This window comes from Pseudomonas sp. S32 (assembly GCF_016648095.1).
Lineage (GTDB): Bacteria > Pseudomonadota > Gammaproteobacteria > Pseudomonadales > Pseudomonadaceae > Aquipseudomonas > Aquipseudomonas parafulva.
This window is the reverse complement of record NZ_JACVVF010000010.1, coordinates 38923-63083: the sequence shown is the minus strand read 5'-3', so window position 1 is coordinate 63083 and position 24161 is coordinate 38923. Positions and strand designations below refer to the sequence as shown.

29 protein-coding genes and 1 riboswitch are annotated in these 24161 nt (G+C 65.0%); of the genes, 15 read left to right on the top strand and 14 right to left on the bottom strand.

The annotated features are described in order from the left end of the window. The first annotated feature begins 9 nt into the window (after positions 1–9). Entirely contained in the window at positions 10–894 is an 885-nt protein-coding gene (locus tag IAE38_RS07855; RefSeq protein ID WP_201216918.1) for a sugar nucleotide-binding protein, read from the top strand. Next, positions 887–1831, top strand: coding sequence for an NAD-dependent epimerase/dehydratase family protein (locus tag IAE38_RS07850; protein ID WP_201216915.1), 945 nt, complete (start codon positions 887–889; stop codon positions 1829–1831). The genes IAE38_RS07855 and IAE38_RS07850 overlap by 8 nt, the downstream gene beginning before the upstream one ends. A gap of 53 nt (positions 1832–1884) precedes the next feature. Here IAE38_RS07850 and IAE38_RS07845 read toward each other — a convergent pair whose 3' ends face one another. The 5 genes from IAE38_RS07845 to IAE38_RS07825 form a co-directional block, all read right to left on the bottom strand. Next, the gene (locus IAE38_RS07845) at positions 1885–2568 is read right to left on the bottom strand and encodes an OmpW/AlkL family protein (RefSeq protein WP_028633060.1); all 684 of its coding nucleotides are present in this window, start codon (positions 2566–2568) and stop codon (positions 1885–1887) included. Between the two features lie 109 nt (positions 2569–2677). Beyond that, on the bottom strand, positions 2678–3190 hold the full coding sequence (locus IAE38_RS07840) for a DUF3299 domain-containing protein (protein ID WP_201162845.1): 513 nt from the start codon (positions 3188–3190) through the stop codon (positions 2678–2680). Positions 3191–3255: 65 nt separating this feature from the next. Next, positions 3256–4521: an ABC transporter permease gene (locus tag IAE38_RS07835; protein ID WP_201162804.1), complete on the bottom strand. Its 1266-nt coding sequence runs from the start codon at positions 4519–4521 to the stop codon at positions 3256–3258. Then, entirely contained in the window at positions 4521–5231 is a 711-nt protein-coding gene (locus tag IAE38_RS07830) for an ABC transporter ATP-binding protein (protein ID WP_201162805.1), read from the bottom strand. Before IAE38_RS07830 ends, IAE38_RS07835 begins: the two co-directional genes overlap by 1 nt. Beyond that, positions 5232–5813 carry a DUF2796 domain-containing protein gene (locus IAE38_RS07825; RefSeq protein ID WP_201216912.1) on the bottom strand — a complete coding sequence of 194 codons (582 nt, stop codon included), beginning with the start codon at positions 5811–5813 and terminating at the stop codon, positions 5232–5234. It abuts the gene before it with no gap. A 132-nt stretch (positions 5814–5945) separates the two neighbouring features. Here IAE38_RS07825 and IAE38_RS07820 point away from each other — a divergent pair, with 132 nt between their 5' ends. Then, entirely contained in the window at positions 5946–6290 is a 345-nt protein-coding gene (locus tag IAE38_RS07820) for a hypothetical protein (RefSeq protein WP_201216910.1), read from the top strand. Positions 6291–6332: 42 nt separating this feature from the next. Here IAE38_RS07820 and trxA read toward each other — a convergent pair whose 3' ends face one another. The 3 genes from trxA to IAE38_RS07805 are packed head-to-tail and all read right to left on the bottom strand — an operon-like array spanning position 6333 to position 8349. Beyond that, a complete protein-coding gene (gene trxA, locus IAE38_RS07815; protein WP_201162808.1) occupies positions 6333–7205 on the bottom strand; it encodes a thioredoxin in 873 nt (290 codons plus the stop codon). 31 nt (positions 7206–7236) lie between these two features. Further along, on the bottom strand, positions 7237–7896 hold the full coding sequence (locus IAE38_RS07810) for a class I SAM-dependent methyltransferase (RefSeq protein WP_201216908.1): 660 nt from the start codon (positions 7894–7896) through the stop codon (positions 7237–7239). Beyond that, complete coding sequence (locus tag IAE38_RS07805) at positions 7897–8349, bottom strand: YbaY family lipoprotein (protein ID WP_201216906.1); 453 nt, start codon at positions 8347–8349, stop codon at positions 7897–7899. 106 nt (positions 8350–8455) lie between these two features. On the opposite strand from IAE38_RS07805, the gene nrdR reads away from it, so the two are divergent. The 12 genes from nrdR to IAE38_RS07745 all read left to right on the top strand — a co-directional run bounded on the left by nrdR (position 8456) and on the right by IAE38_RS07745 (position 17153). Beyond that, on the top strand, positions 8456–8920 hold the full coding sequence (nrdR, locus tag IAE38_RS07800; protein WP_027915127.1) for a transcriptional regulator NrdR: 465 nt from the start codon (positions 8456–8458) through the stop codon (positions 8918–8920). A 2-nt stretch (positions 8921–8922) separates the two neighbouring features. After that, entirely contained in the window at positions 8923–10053 is a 1131-nt protein-coding gene (ribD, locus tag IAE38_RS07795; protein ID WP_201216904.1) for a bifunctional diaminohydroxyphosphoribosylaminopyrimidine deaminase/5-amino-6-(5-phosphoribosylamino)uracil reductase RibD, read from the top strand. Between the two features lie 41 nt (positions 10054–10094). Next, entirely contained in the window at positions 10095–10760 is a 666-nt protein-coding gene (locus IAE38_RS07790; RefSeq protein WP_201216902.1) for a riboflavin synthase, read from the top strand. 17 nt (positions 10761–10777) lie between these two features. Continuing rightward, positions 10778–11869 (top strand): bifunctional 3,4-dihydroxy-2-butanone-4-phosphate synthase/GTP cyclohydrolase II, encoded by a 1092-nt coding sequence (gene ribBA / locus IAE38_RS07785; protein ID WP_201162812.1) that lies wholly within the window; start codon positions 10778–10780, stop codon positions 11867–11869. Positions 11870–11961: 92 nt separating this feature from the next. Next, the gene (ribH, locus tag IAE38_RS07780; protein WP_028633048.1) at positions 11962–12438 is read left to right on the top strand and encodes a 6,7-dimethyl-8-ribityllumazine synthase; all 477 of its coding nucleotides are present in this window, start codon (positions 11962–11964) and stop codon (positions 12436–12438) included. Then, positions 12435–12935 carry a transcription antitermination factor NusB gene (nusB, locus tag IAE38_RS07775; protein WP_201162814.1) on the top strand — a complete coding sequence of 167 codons (501 nt, stop codon included), beginning with the start codon at positions 12435–12437 and terminating at the stop codon, positions 12933–12935. The genes ribH and nusB overlap by 4 nt, the downstream gene beginning before the upstream one ends. A 17-nt stretch (positions 12936–12952) precedes the next feature. Further along, positions 12953–13921 (top strand): thiamine-phosphate kinase, encoded by a 969-nt coding sequence (gene thiL / locus IAE38_RS07770; RefSeq protein ID WP_201216899.1) that lies wholly within the window; start codon positions 12953–12955, stop codon positions 13919–13921. Continuing rightward, on the top strand, positions 13918–14421 hold the full coding sequence (locus tag IAE38_RS07765) for a phosphatidylglycerophosphatase A family protein (protein WP_028633045.1): 504 nt from the start codon (positions 13918–13920) through the stop codon (positions 14419–14421). Before thiL ends, IAE38_RS07765 begins: the two co-directional genes overlap by 4 nt. 16 nt (positions 14422–14437) lie before the next feature. Then, the gene (locus tag IAE38_RS07760; protein ID WP_201216897.1) at positions 14438–15181 is read left to right on the top strand and encodes a substrate-binding periplasmic protein; all 744 of its coding nucleotides are present in this window, start codon (positions 14438–14440) and stop codon (positions 15179–15181) included. A gap of 126 nt (positions 15182–15307) precedes the next feature. Further along, positions 15308–15925, top strand: a complete 618-nt coding sequence (gene ribA, locus IAE38_RS07755; RefSeq protein ID WP_028633043.1) for a GTP cyclohydrolase II — start codon at positions 15308–15310, stop codon at positions 15923–15925. Then, positions 15922–16341 (top strand): MFS transporter, encoded by a 420-nt coding sequence (locus IAE38_RS07750; RefSeq protein ID WP_201216895.1) that lies wholly within the window; start codon positions 15922–15924, stop codon positions 16339–16341. Before ribA ends, IAE38_RS07750 begins: the two co-directional genes overlap by 4 nt. Beyond that, positions 16341–17153 (top strand): cobalamin-binding protein, encoded by an 813-nt coding sequence (locus IAE38_RS07745; RefSeq protein ID WP_201162818.1) that lies wholly within the window; start codon positions 16341–16343, stop codon positions 17151–17153. The genes IAE38_RS07750 and IAE38_RS07745 overlap by 1 nt, the downstream gene beginning before the upstream one ends. On the opposite strand, the gene IAE38_RS07740 is transcribed toward IAE38_RS07745, so the two are convergent. The 6 genes from IAE38_RS07740 to IAE38_RS07715 all read right to left on the bottom strand — a co-directional run bounded on the left by IAE38_RS07740 (position 17131) and on the right by IAE38_RS07715 (position 24158). Next, positions 17131–19005 carry a TonB-dependent receptor domain-containing protein gene (locus tag IAE38_RS07740; protein ID WP_201216893.1) on the bottom strand — a complete coding sequence of 625 codons (1875 nt, stop codon included), beginning with the start codon at positions 19003–19005 and terminating at the stop codon, positions 17131–17133. The genes IAE38_RS07745 and IAE38_RS07740 overlap by 23 nt on opposite strands. 60 nt (positions 19006–19065) lie before the next feature. Next, complete coding sequence (gene dxs / locus IAE38_RS07735) at positions 19066–20961, bottom strand: 1-deoxy-D-xylulose-5-phosphate synthase (protein ID WP_201216891.1); 1896 nt, start codon at positions 20959–20961, stop codon at positions 19066–19068. Positions 20962–21052: 91 nt separating this feature from the next. After that, on the bottom strand, positions 21053–21940 hold the full coding sequence (locus IAE38_RS07730) for a polyprenyl synthetase family protein (protein WP_201216889.1): 888 nt from the start codon (positions 21938–21940) through the stop codon (positions 21053–21055). Next, a complete protein-coding gene (locus IAE38_RS07725) occupies positions 21937–22179 on the bottom strand; it encodes an exodeoxyribonuclease VII small subunit (RefSeq protein ID WP_028633037.1) in 243 nt (80 codons plus the stop codon). The genes IAE38_RS07730 and IAE38_RS07725 overlap by 4 nt, the downstream gene beginning before the upstream one ends. Before the next feature lie 131 nt (positions 22180–22310). Further along, complete coding sequence (gene ribB / locus IAE38_RS07720) at positions 22311–22961, bottom strand: 3,4-dihydroxy-2-butanone-4-phosphate synthase (protein ID WP_201216887.1); 651 nt, start codon at positions 22959–22961, stop codon at positions 22311–22313. 82 nt (positions 22962–23043) lie between these two features. Further along, positions 23044–23185, bottom strand: a riboswitch (FMN riboswitch). Positions 23186–23240: 55 nt separating this feature from the next. Next, the gene (locus IAE38_RS07715; RefSeq protein WP_201216885.1) at positions 23241–24158 is read right to left on the bottom strand and encodes an alpha/beta hydrolase; all 918 of its coding nucleotides are present in this window, start codon (positions 24156–24158) and stop codon (positions 23241–23243) included. Between the last annotated feature and the right edge of the window lie 3 nt (positions 24159–24161).

The window sequence follows — 24161 nt, the reverse complement described above, 5'->3', positions numbered from 1 at the left end:
GCTGACTCTATGCGTATGCGCCTGATGCTGTTGGGTGGTGGCAATGCCCTTGGGCAAGCGCTGATTCGTCTTGGGGCCGAGGAGGACATCGCTTTCCTGGCCCCACGCCCCCCCGAGGATGGCTGGGCGCCGGCCAGCCTCACTCAGCTGCTTGACGATCATCGCCCCGACGCGGTGATCAACCTGGCCTATTACTTCGACTGGTTCCAGGCCGAATCGGTCAGCGAATCGCGTCTGGCCCAACAGGAACGTGCCGTGGAGCGGCTGGCCGAATTATGCCAGCACCATCAGATTACCCTGGTGCAGCCCTCGAGCTACCGGGTTTTCGATGGCTCAAGGGCGACCGCCTATAGCGAAAAGGACGAACCGCTGCCACTGGGCCTGCGTGGCCAGGCACTCTGGCGCATCGAGCAAAGCGTGCGGGCGGCGTGCCCCCAGCACGTATTGCTGCGCTTCGGCTGGCTGCTCGATGAAACCCTCGAGGGCTCCCTGGGGCGTTTCCTGACCCGTGCCGAGCAGCCGCATGAGCTGCTGTTGGCTGATGACCGGCGCGGCAACCCAACGCCAGTAGACGATGCGGCCAGGGTCATACTGTCTGTGCTCAAGCAGCTGGACTGCAGTTCACCCCTGTGGGGCACCTATCACTACGCCGGCAACGAGGCGACCACGCCGCTGGCGCTGGGCCAGGCCATCCTTGCCGAGGCGGGTAAACACCGCCAGCTGGCCGTGCAGACGCCTACCGCCCAAGCCCATGCCGCACGCCCGGATGCCAGCGAAGAGCCGCAGAACGCGGTGCTGGCCTGCAAGAAAATCCTTCACACCTTCGGCATCAAGCCGCGGGCCTGGCGTGCCGGCCTGCCGGCCTTACTGGACCGGTTCTACCGTCATGTCTGATTCCCCAATCCTGATCACCGGCGGTGCCGGCTTCATCGGCTCGCACCTGTGCGATGCATTGCTGGATAAAGGCTATGCGGTACGCATTGTCGATGACCTGTCCACGGGCAAGCGCAACAACTTGCAACTGCAGCACCCTCGGCTCGAACTGATCGAGGGTGATATTGCTGATGCCGCACTTGTTCAGCGGGCGGTTGAAGGTTGCCAGGCGGTTGTGCACTTGGCTGCTGTGGCCTCGGTCCAGGCCTCGGTGGACGACCCGGTGCGCACGCACCAAAGCAACTTCATCGGCACCCTCAATGTGTGCGAGGCCATGCGCGTGCACGGTGTGCGCCGTGTGCTGTTCGCTTCCAGTGCTGCGGTGTACGGCAACAACGGCGAGGGCCAGGCAATTGCCGAGGATACCCCGAAGGCACCGCTGACCCCGTATGCGGTCGACAAGCTGGCCAGCGAGCAATACCTGGACTTTTACCGTCGCCAGCACGGCCTGGAGCCGGTGGTGTTCCGTTTCTTCAATATTTTCGGCCCGCGGCAAGACCCGTCCTCGCCCTATTCCGGCGTTATCAGCATTTTCAGCGAACGTGCGTTGCAGGGGTTGCCGATCACGGTGTTCGGCGATGGCGAGCAGACCCGTGACTTCCTCTATGTCGGCGACCTGGTGCGGGTGATGGTGCAGGCGCTTGAGCAAGCGCAGGTAGGGGAGGGCGCAGTGAACATCGGCCTGAACCAGGCGACTTCACTGAACCAGCTGCTGGCGGCGTTGCAGCAGGTGATAGGCAGCCTGCCGGCCATCAACCATGCCGCGCCGCGTGCGGGTGACATTCGCCATTCCCGGGCGGATAACCAGCGCTTGCTGGCACGCTTCGAATTCCCCCAGGCCACTTCACTGACCGAAGGGTTGGCACAGCTGTTGAGCAACCCCGCTACATCTCGGTAGAAATAGGGCTGCAATGAAACGGGGCCGCGATGCGGCCCCGGTAACGGGTTCGATCAGAATTTGTAGCCCAGGCCCACCATGTACACCCATGGGTCCACGTCCACATTGACCTTGGTCTTGCTGTAGCCCAATGCGCTTGGGCCGTTGACGCTCGCCTTGGTGTCGATGTCCACGTACCACACGGCGGCGTTGACCAGCAGGTTGTCGGTGAGCATGTAGTCCATGCCCAGCTGGCCGGCGAAGCCAATGGAGTCTTGCAGTTTCAGGTTGCTGAAGCCCTGTTGTTTACGGTTGCTGCTCAGGTCTTCGTCGAAGAACAGGGTGTAGTTGATACCCACGCCAGCGTAGGGCTGGAACTTTGACGCGGCGTCCATCGGGTAGTACTGCAGCGACAGGGTCGGTGGCAGTTGCTTGATGTCTGCCAGTTTGCCGTCCAGGCCGCCACCCAGGCCTTTAACGCCCACGGTGTGCTGGAACGGGGTTGCAGCCAGCAACTCCAGGCCGACGTGGTCAGTGAGCATGTAGGCAAATGCCAGGCCCAGCTGAGTGTCGCTGTCCAGGGTCGCCTTGGTACCCGAAACCTTGTTGCCATCAAACTTCAGGTCGCTGCTGCTTTCATTGGGTGCGGTGGTGATGGCACCGGCACGGATGATGAAATCACCCGGTTGATAGGCGTGGGCGGCAGGGGCGGCGAGTGCCAGGGCCACGAGTGACGCACCGAGCAAGGACTTGTTCATGGAAGCTCCCAGAGGACGTTAATAATCATGTAGTCCAATGGTACGGATGCAACTAAACAGAAAGTTTGACCCAGCTCAACGAAGCGTCTTCACCCCCTGCAAACTGCGTTTACTTGAGGTCATAGGCGTAAATTTTTTCGGCTTCCATCTGGTAACCCGCATCGGCAAGTTCACTGCTGGTGGCTTTTACCTGCATTCGGCCCTCGATCCAGTAAGGCTGATAAAGGTCCTCCACCCGCACGCCCATCTCGCTGAAGATATGCACGATCTGGTTCGAAGGCGGCGGCGGCACATGGATGCACGCGCCGTAATACGGAACCAGCAGAAACTCGGTGGTGCGGCCTTCCTCGCTCACTTCCAGCGGCACAATGTACCCGGGCAATTTGACCTGCTGCCCGTCCAGGCTCTGCACCACAGGGGCATCCGGCGCTTGCTGGCGGGCAGCGGGGGCCGACTCGGCAGAAAGCGCATTGCTGAGCTGCGACATGTCGTGCAGCGGGGCGAGCTGCGGCGGGATGACCGGGGCGCCCTCGGGAATCAGGGCAGGCCAGTCGAGCTCCTTGGGCTCGGCGGCCCATGCTGGCACCGCGGCGAGCATCAGCAGGGCCAGTAACCAGCGCAGTGCCGGCTTTTTCGCGGGCAAGCCCACACTGCTGTCAAGTAGCTGTCTGATCATTGAACACGCACTCAAAGGTGGATCGACAAACCATCGGCCAACGACTGCCGATACGCTCGCCACGCCGGTACGCTACCCATCAGCAACGCCGCGCCAAGGATGATAGCCAGCAACGTCCACTCGTGGGGGCTCGGCAGCGCCAACGGCAGGAACAAGCCGTAGTTGGCCTGCACATACCCTTGCGCCAGCGCTATGCCCGCATACAGCAAGCCCAGCCCGGCGACGATGCCGACACCTGCCAGCGCCAGCGCCTCCAGTATCAGCAGCCCTGCAATATGCCACGGCCTGGCGCCTACCGAACGCAAGATCGCCATCTCCCGTCGCCGCTCATTGAGGCTGGTCAGAATCGCCGTGAGCATGCCGATCAAACCGGTCAGCACCACGAACAGCGACACCACAAACAGGGCCTGCTCAGCGGTGCCCATCAGGCTCCACAGTTCCTGCAGGGCCACCCCAGGCAAGATCGCCAGCAGCGGCTCGCTGCGGTACTCGTTGATTTCACGCTGCAGGCTGAAGGTGGCGATCTTGCTGTTGAGCCCCAGCATGAAGGCGGTAATGGCGGTTGGCTGCAGGTCCATGGTGCGCGCCTGCTCAGCACTGATGCGCCCCGCCCCCCGGGCTGGCACCCCGTTGTGCCAGTCAATGTGGATGGCTTCCATGCCGCCCAGGCTGATATGCAGGGTGCGATCTACCGGGGTGCCAGTGCGTTTGAGCACACCGACCACGGTAAACGGCTTGTCGTCGTGTTTCACCAGGCTGATGGCTGCCACCCCGTGGGCCAACACCAGCTTGTCGCCCAACGTGTAGTGCAGGGCTTCGGCCACTTCTGCCCCAAGCACCACCTCGAACGGGTCCGTGGCAAAGGCGCGGCCCTGGCTCAGCTCCAGGTGCTGACGCCGGCCATACTGGTAACGCTCGAAGTACTCGCCGGTGGTCCCCATCACCCGATAACCGCGGTGCGAGTCGCCCAGCGAGATGGGGATGGCCCATTTCACCCGCGGGTCCTTGGCGTAGTGTTCGTAGCTGTCCCACCGAATGTTGTTGGTGGCGTTGCCGATGCGAAACACGGAATACAGCAGCAGGTTGACCGAGCCGGAACGTGCGCCGACGATCAGGTCGGTGCCGCTGATGGTACTGGCGAAGCTGGCGCGGGCTTCGGTGCGCACGCGTTCCACGGCCAACAGCAGGCAGACCGACAGGGCAATGGCAAACGCGGTGAGAAAGGCGGTAAAGCGCCGGTTGGCCAGGCTGGCCAGAGCAAGGCGAAACAGGTACATCAGACCTCCCGGGGCTTGGCGGCGCGGTTGAGTTCGGCCAGGGAAAGGTGGCGGTCGAACAGGGGCGCCAGGCTCTGGTCGTGGCTCACGAACAGCAGGCTGGCACCCGCCGCGCGGCACTCGGCGAACAGCAGGCTGATGAACGCCTCGCGGGTATCGGCATCCAGGGCCGATGTCGGCTCGTCGGCGATCACCAGTTCGGGCTGGCCGATCAGCGCACGCGCAGCGGCAACCCGCTGCTGCTGGCCAATCGAAAGGCTGTCTGCGCGCCGGGCCTGCAATGCACTGTCATCCAGGCCCAGGTGGGCCAGCAAGGTTTGCGCCGCTTGGGCGACACTGCCGTGGCGCTGCTCGGCCCGCGTCTTGCGGCTGGCCGAGAAGCGGCACGGCAGTTCGACGTTTTCCCGTACCGACAGAAACGGCAGCAGGTTGAACTGCTGGAAGATATAGCCGGTGTGGTCCACCCGGAAGCGATCCCGGGCGCCTTGCCCCAGGCCGGCCAGGTCCTGACCCAGCAACCGAATGTGGCCCCGCTCGGGCACGGTCACGCCGCCAAGCAACCCCAGCAACGTGGTTTTGCCACTGCCGCTGGGGCCTTTTAGAAACACGGCCTCACCGGCATCCAGCTGGAATGCCGGCACATCCAGCAGCGGCGCCTGGCCAGGCCAGGCGAACACCAGGTCTTGCAGTTGTATCAGCGGCTGGCCCATTCAGAACGTAACCACGGCCTTGGCCGGTGTGGTTTCCAGCCCTTTCTGGCCGTTGGGGCCGATCAGTTGCACGTTGACTTTCTGGGTGGCCGGGAAGGCCTTGAACAGCGGTGCCAGGTCTACCTGGGCGAGCTTGCCCGGGTTGCTGCAGGTGAGCTGGTAATGGGCCCCGATATCACTGTGCTGGTGGCTATGTTCATGGGCGTCACCGTCGTTGTCAGCCTTGGCGGCATCGCCGAACAAAGGGCTTTCCAGCGCTTGCTGGTCTTCCTTGCAGCCGGCGGCGGCGGCAAGGCCGAACAGCGTGAGGGGTTGTTCGAGCTGTTTGCGCACCGCCGCCACCTTGGCCTTGTCGGCATCGGTGCTGGCGGCGTGCTCGAAGCCCACCAGGTTCATCGCCGGGCTGTCCAGTTCCAGCTCCAGGCTGTTGCCATCGAGTACGGCGTTGAGCTTGGCCACCCCGTGTTCATGGGCGCCGAGTGTGCCATGGGCATGGTCGTGATCATGGTCATCGTCATCATGGGCGTGGGCCACGGCCAGTGGCAGCAAGGCGAAGGGCAGGGCGAGCAGCAGACGACGCATGGAATGCTCCAGAACAGGTTATGGATGTTGCGGTTATGTTATAACGAATTCTCCGGCGGCTGCCAGCCTGTGTGGCGCAGGTTTCATGTTGCGGTAGCATGCAACGCATCAACCCGCTTCAAGGAATGCACTGTGAGAATACGTGGACAGATTGGCCAATGGCCTGTGGACCTGACAATCGAACTGGCCCCCGAAGAGTGGGCCCAGCTCGGCCGGCAGGCTGAGCTGCCGGTTGCCCCGCAGCCTGTCCAGCATCCAGCCCCAGCGGCGCCCCGCCAGGACGACGGCCACTGGGCTGCGGCCCGCGACGTGTTGCGCGTGGCGGGGCACATGAGCGGGCCGGAATTGCTCGACCGCCTGGAGGGCCTGGCCGGGAGCACCGCCGCAGGCAAGCGCCTGTTGGTGCGCTTGCGGCACTGCAGCGAGGTGAAGGTGGCAAGTGGCGAGGATGCGCCGGTGTATCACTGGGTAGGCTGAGAGGCCTCGAACACAGGGGCCGGCAGGCGGCCCCTGGAATGGCTAGAACATGGCCGCCGACAGCTTGCGCCGGTAAACCCCCACCAGCGGGTGATCACTGCCCAGCAGCTCGAACACCTGCAGCAGGGCTTTTTGTGGCAGGCCGTTTTCGTAAGCGCGGTTACGCTGGAACAGCTTCAACAGACCTTCCAGTGCAGCCTCGTACTGCTGGCGCGCCAGCTGCTGAATACTCAGCTGGTAAGCCGCCTCATCGTCTTCGGCGTTCTGCGCCAGCCGGCTTTTCAGGTCAGCCACTTCCGGCAGGCTCTCGGCCTGGCGCAGGAAGGTCAGTTGCGCCTTGGCACCGGCCAGTGCAGCCTTGTGTTCGTCGCTTTTGACCGCATCCAGCACCACTTGGGCTTCACCCAGCTCACCGCGCTCGGCCAGGCAGCGGGCGTAGAAGATCAGCGCTTCAGCGTTGCTGTTGTCCTCAGCCAGCAGTGCCTGCAACAGCGCCTCGGCTTCGGCGAAGCGGCTTTCGGCAAACAGCGCCTTGGCTTGTTCCAGCGGCGACGCCGCGGCCGGGGCTGGCATTTGCACGTGGGGTTCAAGCAGGGCGCGGATTGCCGATTCAGGCTGGGCACCGGCGAAACCGTCCACCGGCTGGCCGTCCTTGAACAGCACCACCGTGGGCAGGCTGCGGATACCGAACTGGGCCACGACCTGCTGTTCAACGTCGCAGTTGACCTTGGCCAGCAACAGCTCGCCCTGGTAGCCCTCGGCGATTTTTGCCAGCAGCGGCATCAGGGCCTTGCAGGGCGCGCACCACTCGGCCCAGAAATCCACCAGCACGGGCTTATGGAAGGAGTTCTCGATCACCAGCTGCTGGAAGTTGGCATCGGTGACGTCGAAAATGTAGGGCGTGTCTTGGGTCATCGCGACTCTCACAAACGGGTGTATGGCACCACTATAAGGGGTCGCGGCTGGCGTGGTACAGGCTGACCCGGCGGAATTCGTACGGTTCGGCCAGGTCTGGCAGGGTCAGGGCGTCCAGTACCCCCAGTTGCCGGTACAGCGGGTGGCTGAAGTCGCGCACCCTGGAGTCTGCCACCAGCGCCTGGCGGCCGCGGCCGAGAAAGGCATCCAGCAGCGGCAGGTTGGCGCGGTCGTACAGCACATCGGCTACCAGAATGAGGTCGAAGCGGTCGTCTTCGGCAAAAAAATCGCTGCTGTAACCCAGCGTCACGCCATTGAGCGCCGCATTCGCCTGGCATGCCTGCAAGGCCAGCGGGTCGAGGTCGCAGGCCACAACCTCCAAGGCCCCCGCCCGCGCGGCCGCAATACCGGCGATGCCGGAGCCTGCGCCAAAATCCAGCACTCGCTTGCCCGCTACCCATTGCGGGTGCTTTGCCAGAAAGTGCGCCATGGCCAGGCCGCTGGCCCAGCAGAAGCTCCAGTACGGCGGCTCTTCCAGGATGCGCCGGGTTTCATCACTGCTGAAGGCCCGGTCCATGTTCTGCTCGTCGATCAGCCATAGCCGCAGGTCGCAGCCGGGCAGGTCGCTGACGACCAGGCGGGCTTCACCGATCAGCGCGCCAAGCGCCTGCGTCAGGGCCAGCGGCGCCACTCAAGGCGCCTTTTCGAAGCGCAGCGGGCCAGTGGCCTGGGTTTGCGCCTGGGCGATGGCCACCGGCGGCAGGTGCAGGATCAACTGGCCGGAGCGGCTGGCGCGACCGCGCAACTCTACACGTGCGCCGGCCGGGAAGGCTTCGGGGTTGAAACGCAAGTGGTAGGGCAGCGCCTGGCCAGTACCGGTCAGGTTGCTGCTGGCCAGCAGCCGTTGCGGGCGGTTGCGCTCGTCGATCACCAGCAGGGCGAGTTCAACCTCGGCCCCGGCCGGCACCTCCAGCAAGGTACCGCTCAACTCGCGCTGGTAGACGGGCAGCGGGCCCAGCACTTCGGCAGGCTTGGCTTTGGCAACCGGCGCAGGCGCAGGCGGGGTGTCGGTCTTCGGCCTGTCGCTGCCACACGCGGCGAGCAGGGCGGCGCAGCACAGCACAACGAGTGCTCGGTGGTGCATGGAGGAGTCCTTAGCGGGCAGATTTCCCTTGGATGTTAACCCCTTTGGCTTGTCTTGCCAGTGCAATGCGCTACCATGGCCCTCCCTTTTTTTGTTGCCTGCCACCATGCACTGTCCCTTTTGCGGTGCCAACGACACCAAGGTCATCGATTCTCGCCTCGTTGCCGAGGGCGAGCAGGTGCGCCGCCGCCGCGAGTGCGTGGCCTGCGGCGAGCGCTTCACCACCTTCGAAACCGCCGAACTGGTGCTGCCCCGGCTGATCAAGCAGGACGGTACACGCCAGCCCTTCGACGAAGACAAGCTGCGCGCCGGCATGCAGCGGGCCCTGGAAAAGCGCCCGGTGAGCGTAGAGCGCCTGGAAGCTGCGCTGGCGCACATCAAGAGCCGGCTGCGCGCCACCGGTGAGCGTGAAGTGAAATCCCTGGTGGTGGGCGAACTGGTCATGGGCGAGCTGCGCAAGCTCGATGAAGTGGCCTACATCCGTTTTGCCTCGGTTTACCGCCGCTTCCAGGACCTGGACGAGTTCCGTGAAGAAATCGACCGCCTGGCCCGCGAGCCAGCCAAAGAGTGAACATGCAAAGCCCCTCTGCCGCCCTTGATGCCCACTACATGGCCCGCGCGCTCGAACTGGCGCGCAAGGGCGTGTACAGCACCCATCCCAACCCCCGCGTGGGTTGCGTCATCGTGCGCGATGGCCAGGTGGTGGGCGAGGGCTGGCACGTGCGCGCCGGCGAGCCCCATGCCGAGGTGCACGCGCTGCGCCAAGCCGGGGAGCAGGCCCGGGGCGCCTGTGCCTACGTGACCCTCGAACCCTGCAGCCACCATGGGCGCACCCCACCGTGCGCCGAAGCCCTGGTCAAGGCCGGCGTGGCTCGGGTGGTAGCAGCCATGCAGGACCCGAACCCGCAAGTGGCAGGGCGTGGCTTGCAGCGCCTGGCCGACGCCGGCATTGAAGTGGCCAGCGGTGTGCTTGAAGCCGAAGCGCGGGCGCTCAACCCGGGCTTTCTCAAGCGCATGGAGCACGGCATGCCGTTCGTTCGCGCCAAGCTGGCCATGAGCCTGGACGGGCGCACCGCCATGGCCAGCGGCGAGAGCCAGTGGATCACCGGCCCAGCTGCCCGCTCGGCCGTGCAGCGCCTGCGCGCCCGCTCCAGCGCGGTGCTGACCAGCGCGGCCAGCGTGCTGGCCGACAATGCGCGCATGACCGTGCGCGGTGACGAACTAGGCCTGGATGCCGACACCACTCAACTTGCCCTCAGCCGCCGCCCTCTGCGCGTGCTGGTCGATGGCCGCCTGCGCCTGCCGCTGGACGCGCCTTTTTTCCAGGCCGGCCCGGCCCTGGTGGTGACCGCTGTCGCAGATGACCCGCGCTATGCCGCTGCAGGCCATGAACTGCTCAGCCTCCCCGGCGACAATGCCCAGGTCGACCTGCCGGCGCTGCTGCACGCCCTGGCGGCCCGGGGCGTCAACGAAATCCTGCTGGAAGCCGGCGCCGGGCTGGTGGGGGCGTTTGCCCGGCACGGCCTGGTCGATGAGTACCAGCTGTTCGTCGCCGGCACCTTCCTCGGTTCGCTCGCCAGGCCGCTCCTGGAGTGGCCACTGAGCAAGATGAGTGAGGCGCCGCGGCTGAAAATCACCGACATGCGTGCAGTAGGCGATGACTGGCGCGTCACAGCCGTCCCGCTGCCGCCGCCCGGCGTATAATGCCCGGCTTGCCCCGCGCAAAGCGTTTTTGAGGAAGACCCATGTTCACCGGCATCATCGAATCCATCGGCACCATACTCAGCCTCACCCCCAAGGGGGGCGACGTGCGTGTATACGTCGAAACCGGCAAGCTCGACCTGGCAGACGTCAAGCTGGGGGACAGCATTGCCGTCAATGGTGTGTGCCTGACGGCGGTCGAGCTGCCCGGCAACGGCTTCTGGGCCGACGTCAGCGTCGAAACCCTCAAGCGCACGGCCTTCATCGACCTGAAAAGTGGCAGCAAGGTCAACCTTGAAAAAGCCCTCACCCCTACCACCCGCCTGGGTGGGCACCTGGTCAGTGGCCACGTCGACGGGGTGGGCGAAATCATCTCGCGCAGCGATAACGCCCGCGCCATCCAGTTCCGTGTGCGCGCACCCAGGGAGCTGGCCAAGTACATCGCCCACAAGGGTTCGATCACCGTCGATGGCACCAGCCTCACGGTCAACGAGGTCGATGGCGCCGAATTCGAGCTGACCATCGTCCCGCACACCCTGTCCGAAACCATCATGGCCGACTACCGCGCAGGGCGTCGGGTAAACCTTGAGGTCGACCTGCTGGCCCGTTACCTGGAGCGTCTGCTGCTGGGTGACAAGGCTGCCGAACCGAGCAAGGGCAGTGGCATAACCGAAAGCTTCCTGGCCGCCAACGGCTTCTTGAAATCCTGATTGAGAAGGGGGTGCCAGTGGCGCTCAACAGCATCGAAGAACTGGTCGAAGACATCCGCCAGGGCAAAATGGTCATCCTCATGGACGACGAAGACCGCGAGAACGAAGGCGACATCATCATGGCAGCCGAGTGCTGCCTGCCCGAGCACATCAACTTCATGGCCAAGCATGCCCGCGGCCTGATCTGCATGCCGATGACCCGCGAGCGCTGCGAAACCCTGAAGCTGCCCCTGATGGCCCCGCGCAACGGCTCGGGCTTCGGCACCAAGTTCACAGTGTCCATCGAAGCGGCCGAGGGTGTCACCACCGGTATCTCCGCGGCCGACCGTGCACGTACCGTGCAAGCGGCAGCTGCCAAGGACGCCAAGGCCGAAGACATCGTCAGCCCCGGGCACATCTTCCCGCTGATGGCCCAGCCGGGCGGCACCTTGGCCCGCGCCGGCCACACCGAAGCGGCTTGCGACCTGGCGCGCATGGCCGGTTTCGAGCCCAGCGGCGTGATCTGCGAAGTGATGAACGACGACGGCACCATGTCGCGCCGCGCCGAGCTGGAAGTGTTCGCTGCCGAGCACGGCCTGAAAATCGGTACCATCGCCGACCTGATCCACTACCGCATGATCCACGAGCGCACCGTGCAGCGGGTGTCCGAACAGCCCGTGGAAAGCGAGCTGGGTGAATTCAACTTGGTCACCTACCGCGACGCGGTGGAAGGCGACGTGCACATGGCCCTCACCCTGGGCAGCATCTGCGCCGAAGAGCCGACCCTGGTGCGCGTGCACAACATGGACCCGCTGCGCGACCTGCTGCTGGTCAAGCAGCCGGGCCGCTGGAGCCTGCGCGCTGCCATGGCCGCCGTGGCCGAGGCCGGCAGCGGCGTGGTGTTGCTGCTGGGCCACCCGCTGGACGGCGATGTACTGCTGGCGCATATCCGCGAAAGCGCGGGCGATGCCCCGGCCAAGGCGCCCACTACCTACAGCACCGTCGGCGCCGGCTCGCAGATCCTGCGGGACCTTGGCGTACGCAAGATGCGCCTGATGAGTTCGCCGATGAAGTTCAACGCGATATCCGGATTCGACCTGGAAGTTGTAGAATACGTGCCCTCCGAGTGACTTGAGGCGGCATTGACGCCCTGCAGCTCGAGTCCATACCCCTGTCGAGGCCGCCAGCAAGCGGCCTCGCGTTTGAAGATGAGAATATCGGAATGAACCTGAAGACCATCGAAGGTACCTTCATCGCCCCCAAAGGTCGCTATGCTTTGGTGGTTGGCCGCTTCAACAGCTTCGTCGTCGAAAGCCTGGTGAGCGGTGCCGTTGACGCCCTGGTACGCCACGGTGTCAGCGAAAGCGACATCACCATCATCCGTGCCCCGGGTGCTTTCGAGATCCCGCTGGTGGCACAGAAGGTCGCCCAGCAAGGTGCCTATGACGCAATCATCGCCCTGGGTGCAGTGATCCGTGGTGGTACCCCGCACTTCGAATACGTAGCGGGCGAATGCACCAAGGGCCTGGCCCAGGTGTCCATGGAGTTCGGCGTACCGGTGGCATTCGGCGTACTGACCGTCGATTCCATCGAACAGGCCATCGAGCGCTCCGGCACCAAGGCCGGCAACAAGGGTGCCGAAGCCGCCCTGTCCGCTCTGGAAATGGTCAGCCTGCTGGCGCAGTTGGAGGCCAAGTGATTAGCGACGAAAGCGATCGTTTCAACCCGCGCGATCCTAAACCTGCGGATGCCGGCAAGCCGTCGAAGAGTGCCAAGCGTCGTGAAGCGCGCAAGCTTGCGACCCAGGCGCTGTACCAGTGGCACATGGCAAAGCATTCGCTGAACGAGATCGAGGCGCAGTTCCGGGTCGATAACGATTTCACCGATGTCGACGGCGCCTATTTCCGCGAGATCCTGCATGGGGTGCCGGCAAGCAAGGACGAGATCGACAACGCGCTGGTGCCGTGCATGGCCATTGCACTGGATGAACTGGACCCGGTTGAACTGGCCGTGTTGCGCCTGTCCACCTGGGAGCTGATCAAGCGCGTCGACGTACCGTACCGCGTGGTGATCAACGAAGGTGTGGAACTGGCGAAAGTGTTCGGGGCCACCGACGGCCACAAGTTCGTCAACGGCGTGCTGGACAAGCTGGCACCTGTGCTGCGTGAAGCTGAAGTCAAGGCTAACAAGCGCTGACCCCGGCGCTGGCTGCCATGGGTGAGTTCGAGCTGATCAACCACTACTTTGCCTCTGCGGCGTGTGCGCAAGGGGGTGAGGGGGTGGTGCTGGGGATCGGCGACGACTGCGCCCTGCTCAGCCTGCCACCCGGCGAGCAGCTGGCCGTGTCCACCGACACGCTGGTGGCTGGGGTGCATTTTCCCGACGCCTGCGACCCTGGCCTGCTTGGCCAGCGCTCGCTGGCCGTGGCAGCCAGTGACCTGGCCGCCATGGGCGCCACCGCCATCGGGTTCACCCTGGCGCTGACACTGCCCGAGGTCGGCCCGGCCTGGCTGCAGGCTTACGCCAATGGCCTCAGCCGCATGGCCCACCGCTGCCGCATGAGCCTGGTGGGCGGCGACACCACCCGTGGCCCGTTGAGCATCACTATCACCGTTTTTGGCCGTGTGCCCGCCGGGCAGGCACTGCGCCGCAGTGGCGCGCGCCCTGGCGACGTGCTGTGTGTGGGCGGCCCGCTGGGCAACGCGGCTGGCGCACTGCCGCTGGTACTGGGCCAGCGCCAGGCGCCTGCCGAGCAGGCCGAGCCGCTGCTCAATCACTACTGGGCCCCCATGCCACAGCTCACCCTGGGGCAATGGCTGCGTGGCTCTGCCACGGCAGCGCTGGACATCTCCGACGGGCTGCTCGCCGATTGCGGGCACATCGCCAAGGCCTCGGGCGTGGCGCTGCAGGTGAACCTGGCCCAGGTGCCAGTGTCTCCTGCTTTGCAGGCATTTCTCGGGCATGACGCTGCGTTGCAGGCGGCGCTCACCGGGGGTGACGACTACGTGCTGGCCTTCACACTGCCGCCCGAGGCACTGGCGCCGCTGGCCAGCCTGGGCTTCATTGATGTGCATGTGATTGGCCACGTACTGGAAGGGCAGGGCGTTACCTTGCTCGACCGCAACGGCCAGGACATCACCCCCGTGCAGCGGGGCTACCAACATTTTAGGGAGACACCGTGACCGACCACCCCAATCAGGTGCCTGCGGAGTTCGTTCCGCCTTCGGTCTGGCGCAACCCGTGGCACTTCATCGCCTTTGGTTTTGGTTCGGGCACTTTGCCCAAGGCCCCGGGTACCTGGGGCTCGCTGGTAGCAATACCGTTCATCCCGCTGTGGCAGATGCTGCCAGACTGGGGTTACTGGTTGCTGCTGGGTGTGAGCATGCTGTTCGGCATCTGGCTGTGCGGCAAAGTGGCCACCGACTTGCGTGTGCACGATCACGAAGGCATTGTCTGGGACGAGATCGTCGGCATGTGGATCACCCTCTGGCTGGTGCCGGACGGGTGGCAATGGTTGCTGGCGGGCTTCCTGATGTTCCGTTTCTTCGACATCCTCAAGCCCTGGCCCATTCGCTGGATCGATCGCCACGTGCACGGCGGTGTGGGCATCATGCTGGACGATATCCTGGCAGGCGTGTTCGCCTGGCTGGGCATGCAGGTGCTGGTTTGGGCGGTTGCCTGACACAGGGAGCGTAGGGATGGCGTTGAGGGCTGTGTTGCTGGCAATGCTGCTGAGTATTTGCCCTTGGGTGGCGGCTGGTGAACGCCTGCCCCAGCAAGTGCGCCTGGCCAGCGAAGAATGGCTGGACTACACGAATGCTGATGGCAGCGGGCTCGCCTGGGACCTGATGCGCAAGGTATTCGAGCCGGCCGGCGTCAAGGTGGTGGTGCAGAGTGCCCCCTATAGCCGGGCCATCGGCCTGGTCAAACGCGGCGAGGCCGATGCCTGGGTGGGGTCATACAAGGAAGAGGGCGAAGACAACCTCTACCCGCGCTGGCACTACGACATGGACCATATCTACGCCTTGGGGCTGGCCAGCAAGCCAGCCCCCACCTTGGCGAACATCGGTGACTATCGCCTGGCATGGGTACGCGGCTACGACTTTGGCAAGTACTTGCCGCGGGTTGGTGATTTCCGTGAAATCCAGCGCCGCGAAGGTATCTTGCCGATGCTTGAGCACGACCGGGTGGACTTCTACATAGACGCGCTTACCGAAGTCGACTATGTGTTGGGGCAAAGTTCGCGGCCCGAACATTTTCGCCGTACCCACGTGGCCGAATTACCGCTGTACCTGGCCTTTGCCCGTAACGACCAGGGCAGGGCCTTGCGCGACCTGTTCGACAAGCGCATGGACGAACTGGTACGCAGCGGCGAGCTGAAGGCCATTTTCGAGCACTGGAAGCAGCCGTACCCATTCGGGGCAGGCAGCGCTCCTCAGTGATCGCCTGCGGGCAGCGGTATATCGAATTTTTCGATATCAACCGCCCGTATTCAGCCAGCGCACAGTCGCCGACCTGCTGATACAATCGGCCCACGAGAAATCACCTACTTATGCCAGGAGCACAACGTGCCCGTCGTCTTTGTTGCCGCCTCTAAACTCCCGACCCCCTTTGCGACCTTCACCATGCATGGCTTTCTCGATGAAGCCACGGGCCGTGAGCACGTGGTGCTCAGCCTGGGTGACATCGCGGACGGGCAGCCGGTGTTGGGGCGTCTGCACTCCGAATGCCTGACCGGGGATGCCCTGTTCAGCCAGCGTTGTGACTGTGGGTCGCAGCTTGAAGCTGCGCTGCAGGCCATCGCCCGCGAGGGGCGCGGTGTGCTGCTGTACCTGCGTCAGGAAGGCCGTGGCATCGGCCTGCTGAACAAGATCCGCGCCTATGAACTGCAGGACGGCGGTGCCGATACCGTCGAAGCCAACGAGCGCCTGGGCTTTGCTGCCGACCAGCGTGATTACGGCATCTGCCTGCCGATGCTCGAGCACCTCGGGGTGAAGTCGCTGCGCCTGATGACCAACAACCCGCGCAAGGTCAAAGCCCTCACCGACATGAACATCATGGTTGCAGAGCGCGTGCCGCTGCACACCGGCCACAACCCGCACAACCGCTACTACCTGGCAACCAAGGCCGGCAAGCTGGGCCATATGCTGGGCAATGAACACCAGGGCGAGGTGCCCCAGGCGTGACCCGCGCCCAGGTCAAACGGCGCCTGGCGCTGGCTTGGTGGCAATACCTGGCGGTCGGCCTGGTGCCGTTGCCTGTCATGGCCTGGGCCTTCGGCGGGGGCGATGCGCTGATTCCGGTGCTGGCCATGCCGCTGTTCATCGCTGGCGCGGCCACCATGTTCCTCAGCCTGCCGCGCTTTGGTGCCTACAAGCTGGCCCTTATCGCCACTTCCAAGGTATTGGGCACCAGCGCAGAGCCTGCTGCCTGGATCGAGCTGGCACGGGCCCGGCGCATGGCCATGTTGTACGCGTGCTTCCCGGCCTGGGTCGGGGCGCTGTCGGTACTGGTAGGCCTTGAGACGGTACCGCGCCTGCTGCTGGCGTTGTCGACGCTGGTGCTGTTGTACCTCTATCGCATCCCACGCCAGCTCGGCTGATGCGCCTGCTGCTCGGGTTGCTGGCGCTGCTGGCATCCACCGCCATGGCGGCGGCGCCGCTGCGGGTCGTCAGCCTGGCGCCTTCCATGACCGAAATCATGCTCGAACTGCACGCTGGTGACCTGTTGGTGGGTGTGCTCGACGGTGGCGAGCGGCCTGGCGCGCTGGCGGCGCTGCCCTCGGTTGGGCGCCAGGGCCAGTTGAATATAGAGCGCCTGGTCGGCTTGCAGCCAGACTTGCTGCTGCTGTGGCCGGGCAGTATTGGCCCCGCCCAGCGCGATCAGCTAAAGCGCCTGGGCATTGCGACCTTCAGTGCCGAACCTCGTACTGTCGACCAACTGATCGGGCAGATCGAGGCCATTGGCCAACAGGTGGGGCGTGGCGAGGAGGGCCGCCGGTACGCACAGGCACTGCGTCAACGGCTGCAGCAGCTGCGTCAGCAATACCAGCGGCGTGAGCCGTTGCAGGTGTTCTACCAGGTATGGGACCGACCGCTGTATACCCTCGGTGGCCGCCAGGTGGTCAGCGACGCCCTGGCCGTGTGCGGGGCACGCAATGTGTTCGCCGACCTGAGCTTGCCGGCACCGCAGGTCAGCGTTGAGGCGGTGCTGGCGCGCAACCCCCAGGTGATTGTGGCCGGGGACCAGGCCCAGTTGGCCGGCTGGAAGCGCTGGCCGCAGCTGCGTGCGGTAGCCGATCAGCGCCTGCTGGTCGTGCCCGACAAAGGGCTGGAGCGGCCCAGCGGGCAAATGATCGAGGCCACAGCCCGCCTATGTGCACTGCTGGCGGCTAAAGCGCCGGCGTCCAGGTAACGCTGAACAGCAGGGTGCGGCCTTCCTCGCGGTAAGTCGGGTTGGTCCCTTCATAACTGTAGCGTGCCCGGCCGTACGAGCGGCCCAGCAGGTTGTCCACCTTGGCCTCCAGCTTCAGCGCATCCGTGGCCGCCCAGCTGCCGCGTAACCCCAGCAGCCCATAGCCGCCGATGCGGTTACGGTTGCCCTCGTCGTCATAACTGCTGCTCACGGCCTGCCAGCTCGCGCCAACGTTGAAACGCCCCAGTTCCCTGTCCACATCCAGGCTCAACGTACGGCGAGCACGGCGGGCGAGGGTGTGGCCACTGTCGCGGTCACGTGGGTCGATCAGCGCCAAACCCAGCTGGCTATGCCAGGCGCCCCACTGCTGGGCCAGGGCCATTTCCAGGCCATTGATGCGTGCCGAGGCGACGTTGCGCGGTATCGAGCCCTCACCGAACACGATCGCATCGCGCAGGTCGGTGCGGTACAGCGAGGTTTCCAGCCGGCTGTCAGTCGTCAGCTGGCTGCGCCACTGCAGCTCGTAGCTGCGTGAGTGCTCAGGCTTCAGGCCAGGGTTGCTGTACTGCGGGTAGTACAGGTCGTTGAAGGTTGGGGCGCGGAAGCCCTCGCTGTACGACAGCAGCACATCGTTGCGCTGATCAAGCGGCAGGGTCAGGCTGCCGCTCCAGGTGGTCTGCCCGCCAAACTGCTGGTTGCGGTCGTGGCGGACGCCCAGCTCCGTGGCAAAACCTTCCCCCGCATACCTGTGCTGGATGAACACGGCGCCGTTCCAGCGGCTGTCCTGGGTGAAGTCGGTGCTGGCATGTACCCGGTCTTGGTACCAGTCTGCACCGGCCAGCAGGCTGTTGCGCTCGTTCAGCACCAGGTCGTTCTGCCAGGTGACCTGGTCCCGGTAGGTGTTGAACACGGAGCGTTCGCTGCTGAGCTTGTCACGCTTGTCGTCGCGGTTTTCGCTGTGGGCCAGCTCCAGCCTGGAATGCCAGCCGTCGCTGAACTGGGCGTCCACATAGCTACCCAGGCTGCTCACGCTGAAGTTGGTGTAGGGTTGCTGGCCACTGACCTCGAAGGTGTCCATGTCGAAGCGGCCATAGGGGTTGTCGTATTCGCTGCGGCCCTGGCTGTTCAGCAGGTTCAAGCCGGCCTCGAAGCGTTCGCCAAAGGTGTGGCTCAGGCTGAAGTTGAGCGCTTTGTTGCGGTAGGCATCGTGGTCGCTGTCGCTGGCAAACGATGGGCCGGTCGCATCGATACCGGCGGTTTCATCCAGGCTGGCGCCAAGGTTGAATCGTGTAGCTCCGTCGCCACCAGCCAGGCCAAGGCTGCGCTGGAATGTCTGGTGGCTGCCGGCTGCCAGGCGCAGGCGTGGTTGCAAACCGCCACCGCTGCTGCGCCGGGTGAAGATCTGGATAACTCCGCCAATGCCATCGCTGCCGTAAATCGCCGAACGAGAACCGCGCAGTACCTCGACCCGCTCGATCTGGTCCACATTCAGAAACTGCAGGCCGCTGTCACCGGAGGTAGCGTTGGCGATACGCACGCCATCGACCAGCACCAGGCTTTGTGCTGTCTTGGTGCCGCGGATAAAAATACCAGGCAGGCTGCCACGACCACCGGTGGGTGCCACTTGCACGCCAGGTACGCGGGTGAGCAGGTCGGTGATGCTGGTGGGCTGCAGGCTGTCGATGTCGGTGCGGGTGAACACGGTATTGGCCGCGCTGGTGGCAGTGCGCGATTCCACCTGGCGGCTGGCGCTGATCAGCACATCGGGCAGCTTGAGGGCGTCATCACGCTCAGCCGCCAGTAGTGGCACCGGCAGGCACAGCAGGGTCGCGGTGAGGGTTGGGAGTTTCATTGGCTTTACCCTAGCAACCACCGGCTTGCCGGCGATCGGGCCGCAAAGCGGCCCAGTAAATCAAAGGCCGAGCTTGCCCATGCGGGCTCTCACCGAAGCCTCTATCCCCGCCGCATCAAGCCCGCACTCGGCCAGCATCTGCGCAGGCTTGGCGTGCTCCACATACAGGTCTGGCAAGCCCAGGTGCAGCAACGGCTTGGTCACCGCCTGGCTGGCGAGGAACTCACCCACCGCAGCCCCCGCGCCGCCCATGATGGCGTTTTCTTCGATGGTCACCAGCAGTTCATGGCTATCGGCCAACTGCAGCACCAGCGCCTCATCCAGCGGCTTCACGAAACGCATGTCGACCACGGTGGCGTCGAGCTGCTCGGCCACCTGCAGCGCTTGCGCGAGTTGCACGCCGAACACCAGCAGGGCCACTTTGCTCCCTTGGCGGCGCACCACACCCTTGCCGATTTCAAGCGGCTCCAGGTCGTCGCTGATCGGCGCGTTCGGGCCGGTGCCACGTGGGTAGCGCACAGCCGCCGGGCCGTTGTACAGGTGGCCGGTGCTGAGCATCTTGCGCAACTCGTTTTCGTCGCTGGGGGTCATCACCAGCATGCCCGGGATACAGCGCAGGTACGACAAATCGTAGCTGCCGGCGTGGGTCGGCCCGTCTTCGCCCACCAGGCCGGCGCGGTCGATGGCGAACAGCACGTCCAGGTTCTGCACGGCCACATCATGGATCAACTGGTCATAGGCACGCTGCAGGAAGGTGGAGTAGATCGCCACCACCGGCTTGCTGCCCTCGCAGGCCATACCGGCCGCCAGGGTAACCGCATGCTGTTCGGCGATGGCCACGTCGAAGTAGCGCTCGGGGTAGCGTTCGCTGAAGGCCACCAGGTCGGAGCCTTCCTTCATGGCCGGGGTGATACCCACAAGGCGGTCGTCGGCAGCCGCCATGTCGCACAGCCACTGGCCAAACACGGCAGAATACTTGGGGCCGCTGGCCTGCTTGGGTGCAGCGGGTTTGTCCGCTGGCTCAAGCTTGGTAATGGCGTGGTAGCCGATGGGGTCGATTTCAGCCGGGGCGAAACCCTTGCCCTTCTTTGTCACCACATGCAGGAACTGCGGGCCCTTCAGGTCTCGCATGTTGCGCAAGGTGGCGATCATGGTGGGCAGGTCGTGGCCGTCGATGGGGCCGATGTAGTTCCAGCCGAGCTCCTCGAAGAGGGTGCCGGGCACCAGCATGCCTTTGGCATATTCTTCGGTGCGGCGGGCGATTTCCCAGGCACCGGGCAGGCGCGACAGCACCTTCTTGCTGCCCTCGCGCATGCTCGCGTAGGTACGGCTGGAGAGGATCTTGGCCAGGTAGTTGGAGAGCCCGCCGACGTTGCGCGAGATCGACATGTCGTTGTCGTTGAGGATCACCAGCATGTCGGCGTTGACTTCCTGGGCGTGGTTCAACGCTTCGAAGGCCATGCCTGCGGTGAGCGCACCATCGCCGATCACGGCAATCGACTTGCGCCCACTGTTTTGCAGGCGTGCAGCAATGGCCATGCCCAGCGCGGCACTGATGGACGTACTGGAATGGCCGACGCCAAAGGTGTCGTACTCGCTTTCGCTGCGGCGCGGGAAGGCGGCCACGCCGTCCTTCTGGCGCAGGCTGAGCATGCGCTTGCGGCGCCCGGTGAGGATCTTGTGCGGGTACGCCTGGTGGCCCACGTCCCACACCAGCCGGTCGTCCGGGGTATCGAAAACGTAGTGCAGGGCGATGGTCAGCTCGATCACGCCCAGGCCGGCACCGAAGTGCCCACCGGTCTGGCCCACGGTGTACAGCAGCTCCTGGCGCAGCTCGTCGGCCAGGCTCTCCAGGTCGGCTTCGGCCAGGCGGCGCAGGCCGTCAGGCGTGTCAGCGCGGTCGAGCAGCGGCGTGACCGGGCGTTCGCGGGGGATCTCTTGAAACGTCGTGGGCATCAGGCGAGTCGTTATAGGTGTTAAGACGCGGCAGTTTACCCCATTGGAGGAAAAGCTGCCCATTCACACGGGTGTCGCAGGGGCCGTAGGGTCAGCTGCGGCGTTCGACGATATAGCGCGCCAGCTCACGCAGCGGCTGGGCTTTTTCATCGAACCCTTCCAGTGCGACCAGCGCCTGGTCGCGCAGTTCGATCGCATAGGCCTTGGCGGCCTCCAGGCCCAGCAGCGAGGGGTAGGTGGGCTTGTCACGGGCAATGTCTGCGCCCTGGCGTTTGCCCAGGGTGGCGGTATCGCTCTCGACATCGAGAATATCGTCCTGCACCTGGAACGCCAGGCCCACGGCCTGTGCATACGCCTGCAAGGCATCCAGTTGAGGTTGCTCGGCGCGGCCGCTGGCCAGGCCGCCCAGGCGCACACTGGCTTCGATCAGCGCACCGGTCTTGTGGCGGTGCATGAATTCCAGCGCCCGCTGGTCCAGCCTGATGCCCACCGAACCGAGGTCGATGGCTTGCCCGCCCACCATGCCGGCAGGGCCCGCCGCCTTGGCCAGGGCTTGTACCATGGCCAGGCGAATGCTGTCGGCCTGAGGGCTCAGGCGTGGGTCCAGCAGGGCATTGAATGCCAGGCTCTGCAGGCCGTCACCGGCAAGAATGGCACACGCTTCGTCGAAGGCTTTGTGGGTGGTCGGCTGGCCGCGGCGCAGGTCGTCGTCGTCCATGGCCGGCAGGTCGTCATGCACCAGTGAGTAGGCATGGATCAGCTCGACCGCACAGGCGGCGCCGTTGGCTTGCTCTGCCGGTGCACCCAGTGCCTCGCAGGCGGCGTAGGCCAGCAGCGGGCGCACCCGCTTGCCGCCGTTCATCACGCTGTAGCGCATGGCAGCATAGAGCCGTTGCAGCGGTTCGCTGGGGGCGACGAACAGCGGTTCGAGGGCGCTGTCGACGCGCGCCTGGCAGGTGGCCTGGTAGGCGCCGATCATGCCTCGGGCTCCACATCGAAGGGCTGGGCGGCCAGCTCGCCGTCGCGCTCCAGCAGAATCTGCACCTTTTGCTCGGCCTGGGCCAGGGCGCCCTGGCAATCACGGGTCAGGGCGATGCCCTGCTCGAAGGCGGCCAGTGAGTCTTCCAGCGACAACTCGCCGTTCTCCAGGCGCTCGACCAGTGCTTGCAGCTCGGCAAGGGATTGCTCGAAATCGAGGGAAGCTTTTTTACGGGCCATGGCGGCTGTCTCGGTGGCATTCTGAACGCCGCGACACTAGCAGAGCGGGCCGGGGGGAGCAAACTTGAGCGGCGAGGCCCCGCCTGCCCGTGCAGCTTGCAGGCAGGAGAAGCCGGCCAGGGTATGGCGGGTCAGGCGGTTTCGGCCACCCGCTGCAGCTGTGCTTCGCGGTAGCGTGCCAACTCGTCGATGGTCAGCATCGGCAGCCCGTACTGGCGCGCATACACGGCCACGTCTTCACCCCGTGCCATGCTGCCATCGGGGTTCATCAGCTCGCACAGCACGGCAGCGGGGCGCAGGCCTGCCAGGCGCGCCAAGTCGACCGAGCCTTCGGTATGGCCACGACGCACCAGCACCCCACCATTGCGTGCACGCAGCGGAAACACATGCCCTGGGCTGACGATATGGCGCTGCGCGGCGGTGGAGGCCAGTGCAGCGGCAATGGTGGTGAGGCGGTCCTGAGCGCTCACGCCGGTGGTGATGCCTTCTGCGGCTTCAATGGTGACCGTGAACCCGGTGCCGTGCCGTGCCTGGTTGTTCTGCACCATGGGCGGCAGTTGCAGGTCATCGACGGTGGTTTCGTCCAGGCACAGGCAGACGATGCCGCTGCAATCGCGAATCATCATGGCCATGGTCTGCAACGAAATGTTCTCGGCGGCGGCGATGATGTCCGCTTCGTCCTCGCGGTCGTCATCATCGAGCAACAGCACAGGGCGGCCAGCCTGGAAGGCGACGATGGCAGCACTGACGTTGGGGAAGTGCAAAGGGTGCAACGTAGACATGAAACGCTCCTCGTGAAGGGTCGATGAACGTCTCGGGGCGAACACAATGCGCGCGCAGGGGCGCCCGTTGATGGCCCCTGCCTGACGCCTTCTTTCATCCGGACTATGACCGTCGGCCCTGGATTCTCACCAGGTCTGCTGACCCCCGGCATGGCCGGGGCGCTCGCGGGCTCATCTTTCGATTTACCGCCGGTGGGGACTTTCACCCCGCCCTGAAGACCGGCCCAGCATACCGCACCGGCCTACGGCTTTGGCAAGCCTGAATGGCGAGGGCCTGGGCTACCGGGGCAGTGGGCGGTTGCCTTGCATGCCGCCCATGCCCTGGATCACCCAGCCCAGCGAGGCGGGCAGCATGGGCCCATGCCCGAGCCCCTGGAAGCGCTCGAACTGCACCTGCAGGCCTGCAACGCTGCCAAGGTACTGCAGCAATTCGCGGCTGCGTTGCTCCGCGTCATCACCCACGGGGCCTTGCGGGCTGCCAGGCTCGTCCGTACCGCGCATCAGCACCACATGTGGCCGGGCAGTGCCCAGGCGCTGTTGCACACCTTGGGCTTCATCGATGATGGCCCCGTCGTGCCACCACAATGAGGGGCTGGCGGCCGCGTAGAGGCTGAATTCCCCTGGCCGGGTGAACAGCGCGTGGAGCACGGCAAGGCCTCCGTAGGAGTGCCCCCACAGCGTCTGGCGCTGTGTGTCGATGGGCGCAACCTGCGCCACCATCGGCCGCATGCGGGTGCGCAGCAGGTCGAAAAACGCCTCTACGCCGCCGCTGGGTTGCCCGGTGAGCGGGTCTCGCTGGTCAGCCTGCCCGGCCAGCGCCGGGGTGTAGTCGTAGGTGCGGCTTGCCCGGTCGATGCGGTGGTCAGTCTGGTACCCCACCGCCACCAGCAGCGGTGCCTGGCCCTCGGCGAGCTTGGCCAGCTGGGCTTCGTCCAGTGCGCTGAGGGCGGCGTTGCCATCGAGCATCCACAGAACCGGGTAACCGGCTGCCGGTGCAGGGCGGTTCGGCTTGCCGACCCACAAGCGGTAGTGGCGCTTACCGTCGGCCGAGTCCAGGTCGAGCTGGCTGAAGCGGTAAGCCAGCCCGGGGCGGTGCAACAACGTGGTGTCCATCACTTGGTCGTGTTGGGGCTGGGCCGTGGCGCCGCAGGCGACGAAGGCCAGTGCGAGCGTCAGTGCCAGGATCAACTTGCTCATCGG

Bases quoted from the DNA above. Each gene is read 5' to 3' on its own strand.
- IAE38_RS07730 (WP_201216889.1), bottom strand. From the start codon at position 21,940: ATGATCGGCGCCTACCAGGCCACCTGCCAGGCGCGCGTCGACAGCGCC.
- IAE38_RS07825 (WP_201216912.1), bottom strand. From the start codon at position 5,813: ATGCGTCGTCTGCTGCTCGCCCTGCCCTTCGCCTTGCTGCCACTGGCC.
- IAE38_RS07850 (WP_201216915.1), top strand. From the start codon at position 887: ATGTCTGATTCCCCAATCCTGATCACCGGCGGTGCCGGCTTCATCGGC.
- IAE38_RS07835 (WP_201162804.1), bottom strand. From the start codon at position 4,521: ATGTACCTGTTTCGCCTTGCTCTGGCCAGCCTGGCCAACCGGCGCTTT.
- ribB (WP_201216887.1), bottom strand. From the start codon at position 22,961: ATGTCTACGTTGCACCCTTTGCACTTCCCCAACGTCAGTGCTGCCATC.
- ribD (WP_201216904.1), top strand. From the start codon at position 8,923: ATGCAAAGCCCCTCTGCCGCCCTTGATGCCCACTACATGGCCCGCGCG.
- IAE38_RS07845 (WP_028633060.1), bottom strand. From the start codon at position 2,568: ATGAACAAGTCCTTGCTCGGTGCGTCACTCGTGGCCCTGGCACTCGCC.
- IAE38_RS07715 (WP_201216885.1), bottom strand. From the start codon at position 24,158: ATGAGCAAGTTGATCCTGGCACTGACGCTCGCACTGGCCTTCGTCGCC.
- IAE38_RS07805 (WP_201216906.1), bottom strand. From the start codon at position 8,349: ATGCACCACCGAGCACTCGTTGTGCTGTGCTGCGCCGCCCTGCTCGCC.
- nrdR (WP_027915127.1), top strand. From the start codon at position 8,456: ATGCACTGTCCCTTTTGCGGTGCCAACGACACCAAGGTCATCGATTCT.
- IAE38_RS07745 (WP_201162818.1), top strand. From the start codon at position 16,341: ATGCGCCTGCTGCTCGGGTTGCTGGCGCTGCTGGCATCCACCGCCATG.
- trxA (WP_201162808.1), bottom strand. From the start codon at position 7,205: ATGACCCAAGACACGCCCTACATTTTCGACGTCACCGATGCCAACTTC.
- IAE38_RS07740 (WP_201216893.1), bottom strand. From the start codon at position 19,005: ATGAAACTCCCAACCCTCACCGCGACCCTGCTGTGCCTGCCGGTGCCA.
- dxs (WP_201216891.1), bottom strand. From the start codon at position 20,961: ATGCCCACGACGTTTCAAGAGATCCCCCGCGAACGCCCGGTCACGCCG.
- IAE38_RS07855 (WP_201216918.1), top strand. From the start codon at position 10: ATGCGTATGCGCCTGATGCTGTTGGGTGGTGGCAATGCCCTTGGGCAA.
- IAE38_RS07760 (WP_201216897.1), top strand. From the start codon at position 14,438: ATGGCGTTGAGGGCTGTGTTGCTGGCAATGCTGCTGAGTATTTGCCCT.
- thiL (WP_201216899.1), top strand. From the start codon at position 12,953: ATGGGTGAGTTCGAGCTGATCAACCACTACTTTGCCTCTGCGGCGTGT.
- IAE38_RS07830 (WP_201162805.1), bottom strand. From the start codon at position 5,231: ATGGGCCAGCCGCTGATACAACTGCAAGACCTGGTGTTCGCCTGGCCT.
- IAE38_RS07790 (WP_201216902.1), top strand. From the start codon at position 10,095: ATGTTCACCGGCATCATCGAATCCATCGGCACCATACTCAGCCTCACC.
- ribH (WP_028633048.1), top strand. From the start codon at position 11,962: ATGAACCTGAAGACCATCGAAGGTACCTTCATCGCCCCCAAAGGTCGC.
- IAE38_RS07725 (WP_028633037.1), bottom strand. From the start codon at position 22,179: ATGGCCCGTAAAAAAGCTTCCCTCGATTTCGAGCAATCCCTTGCCGAG.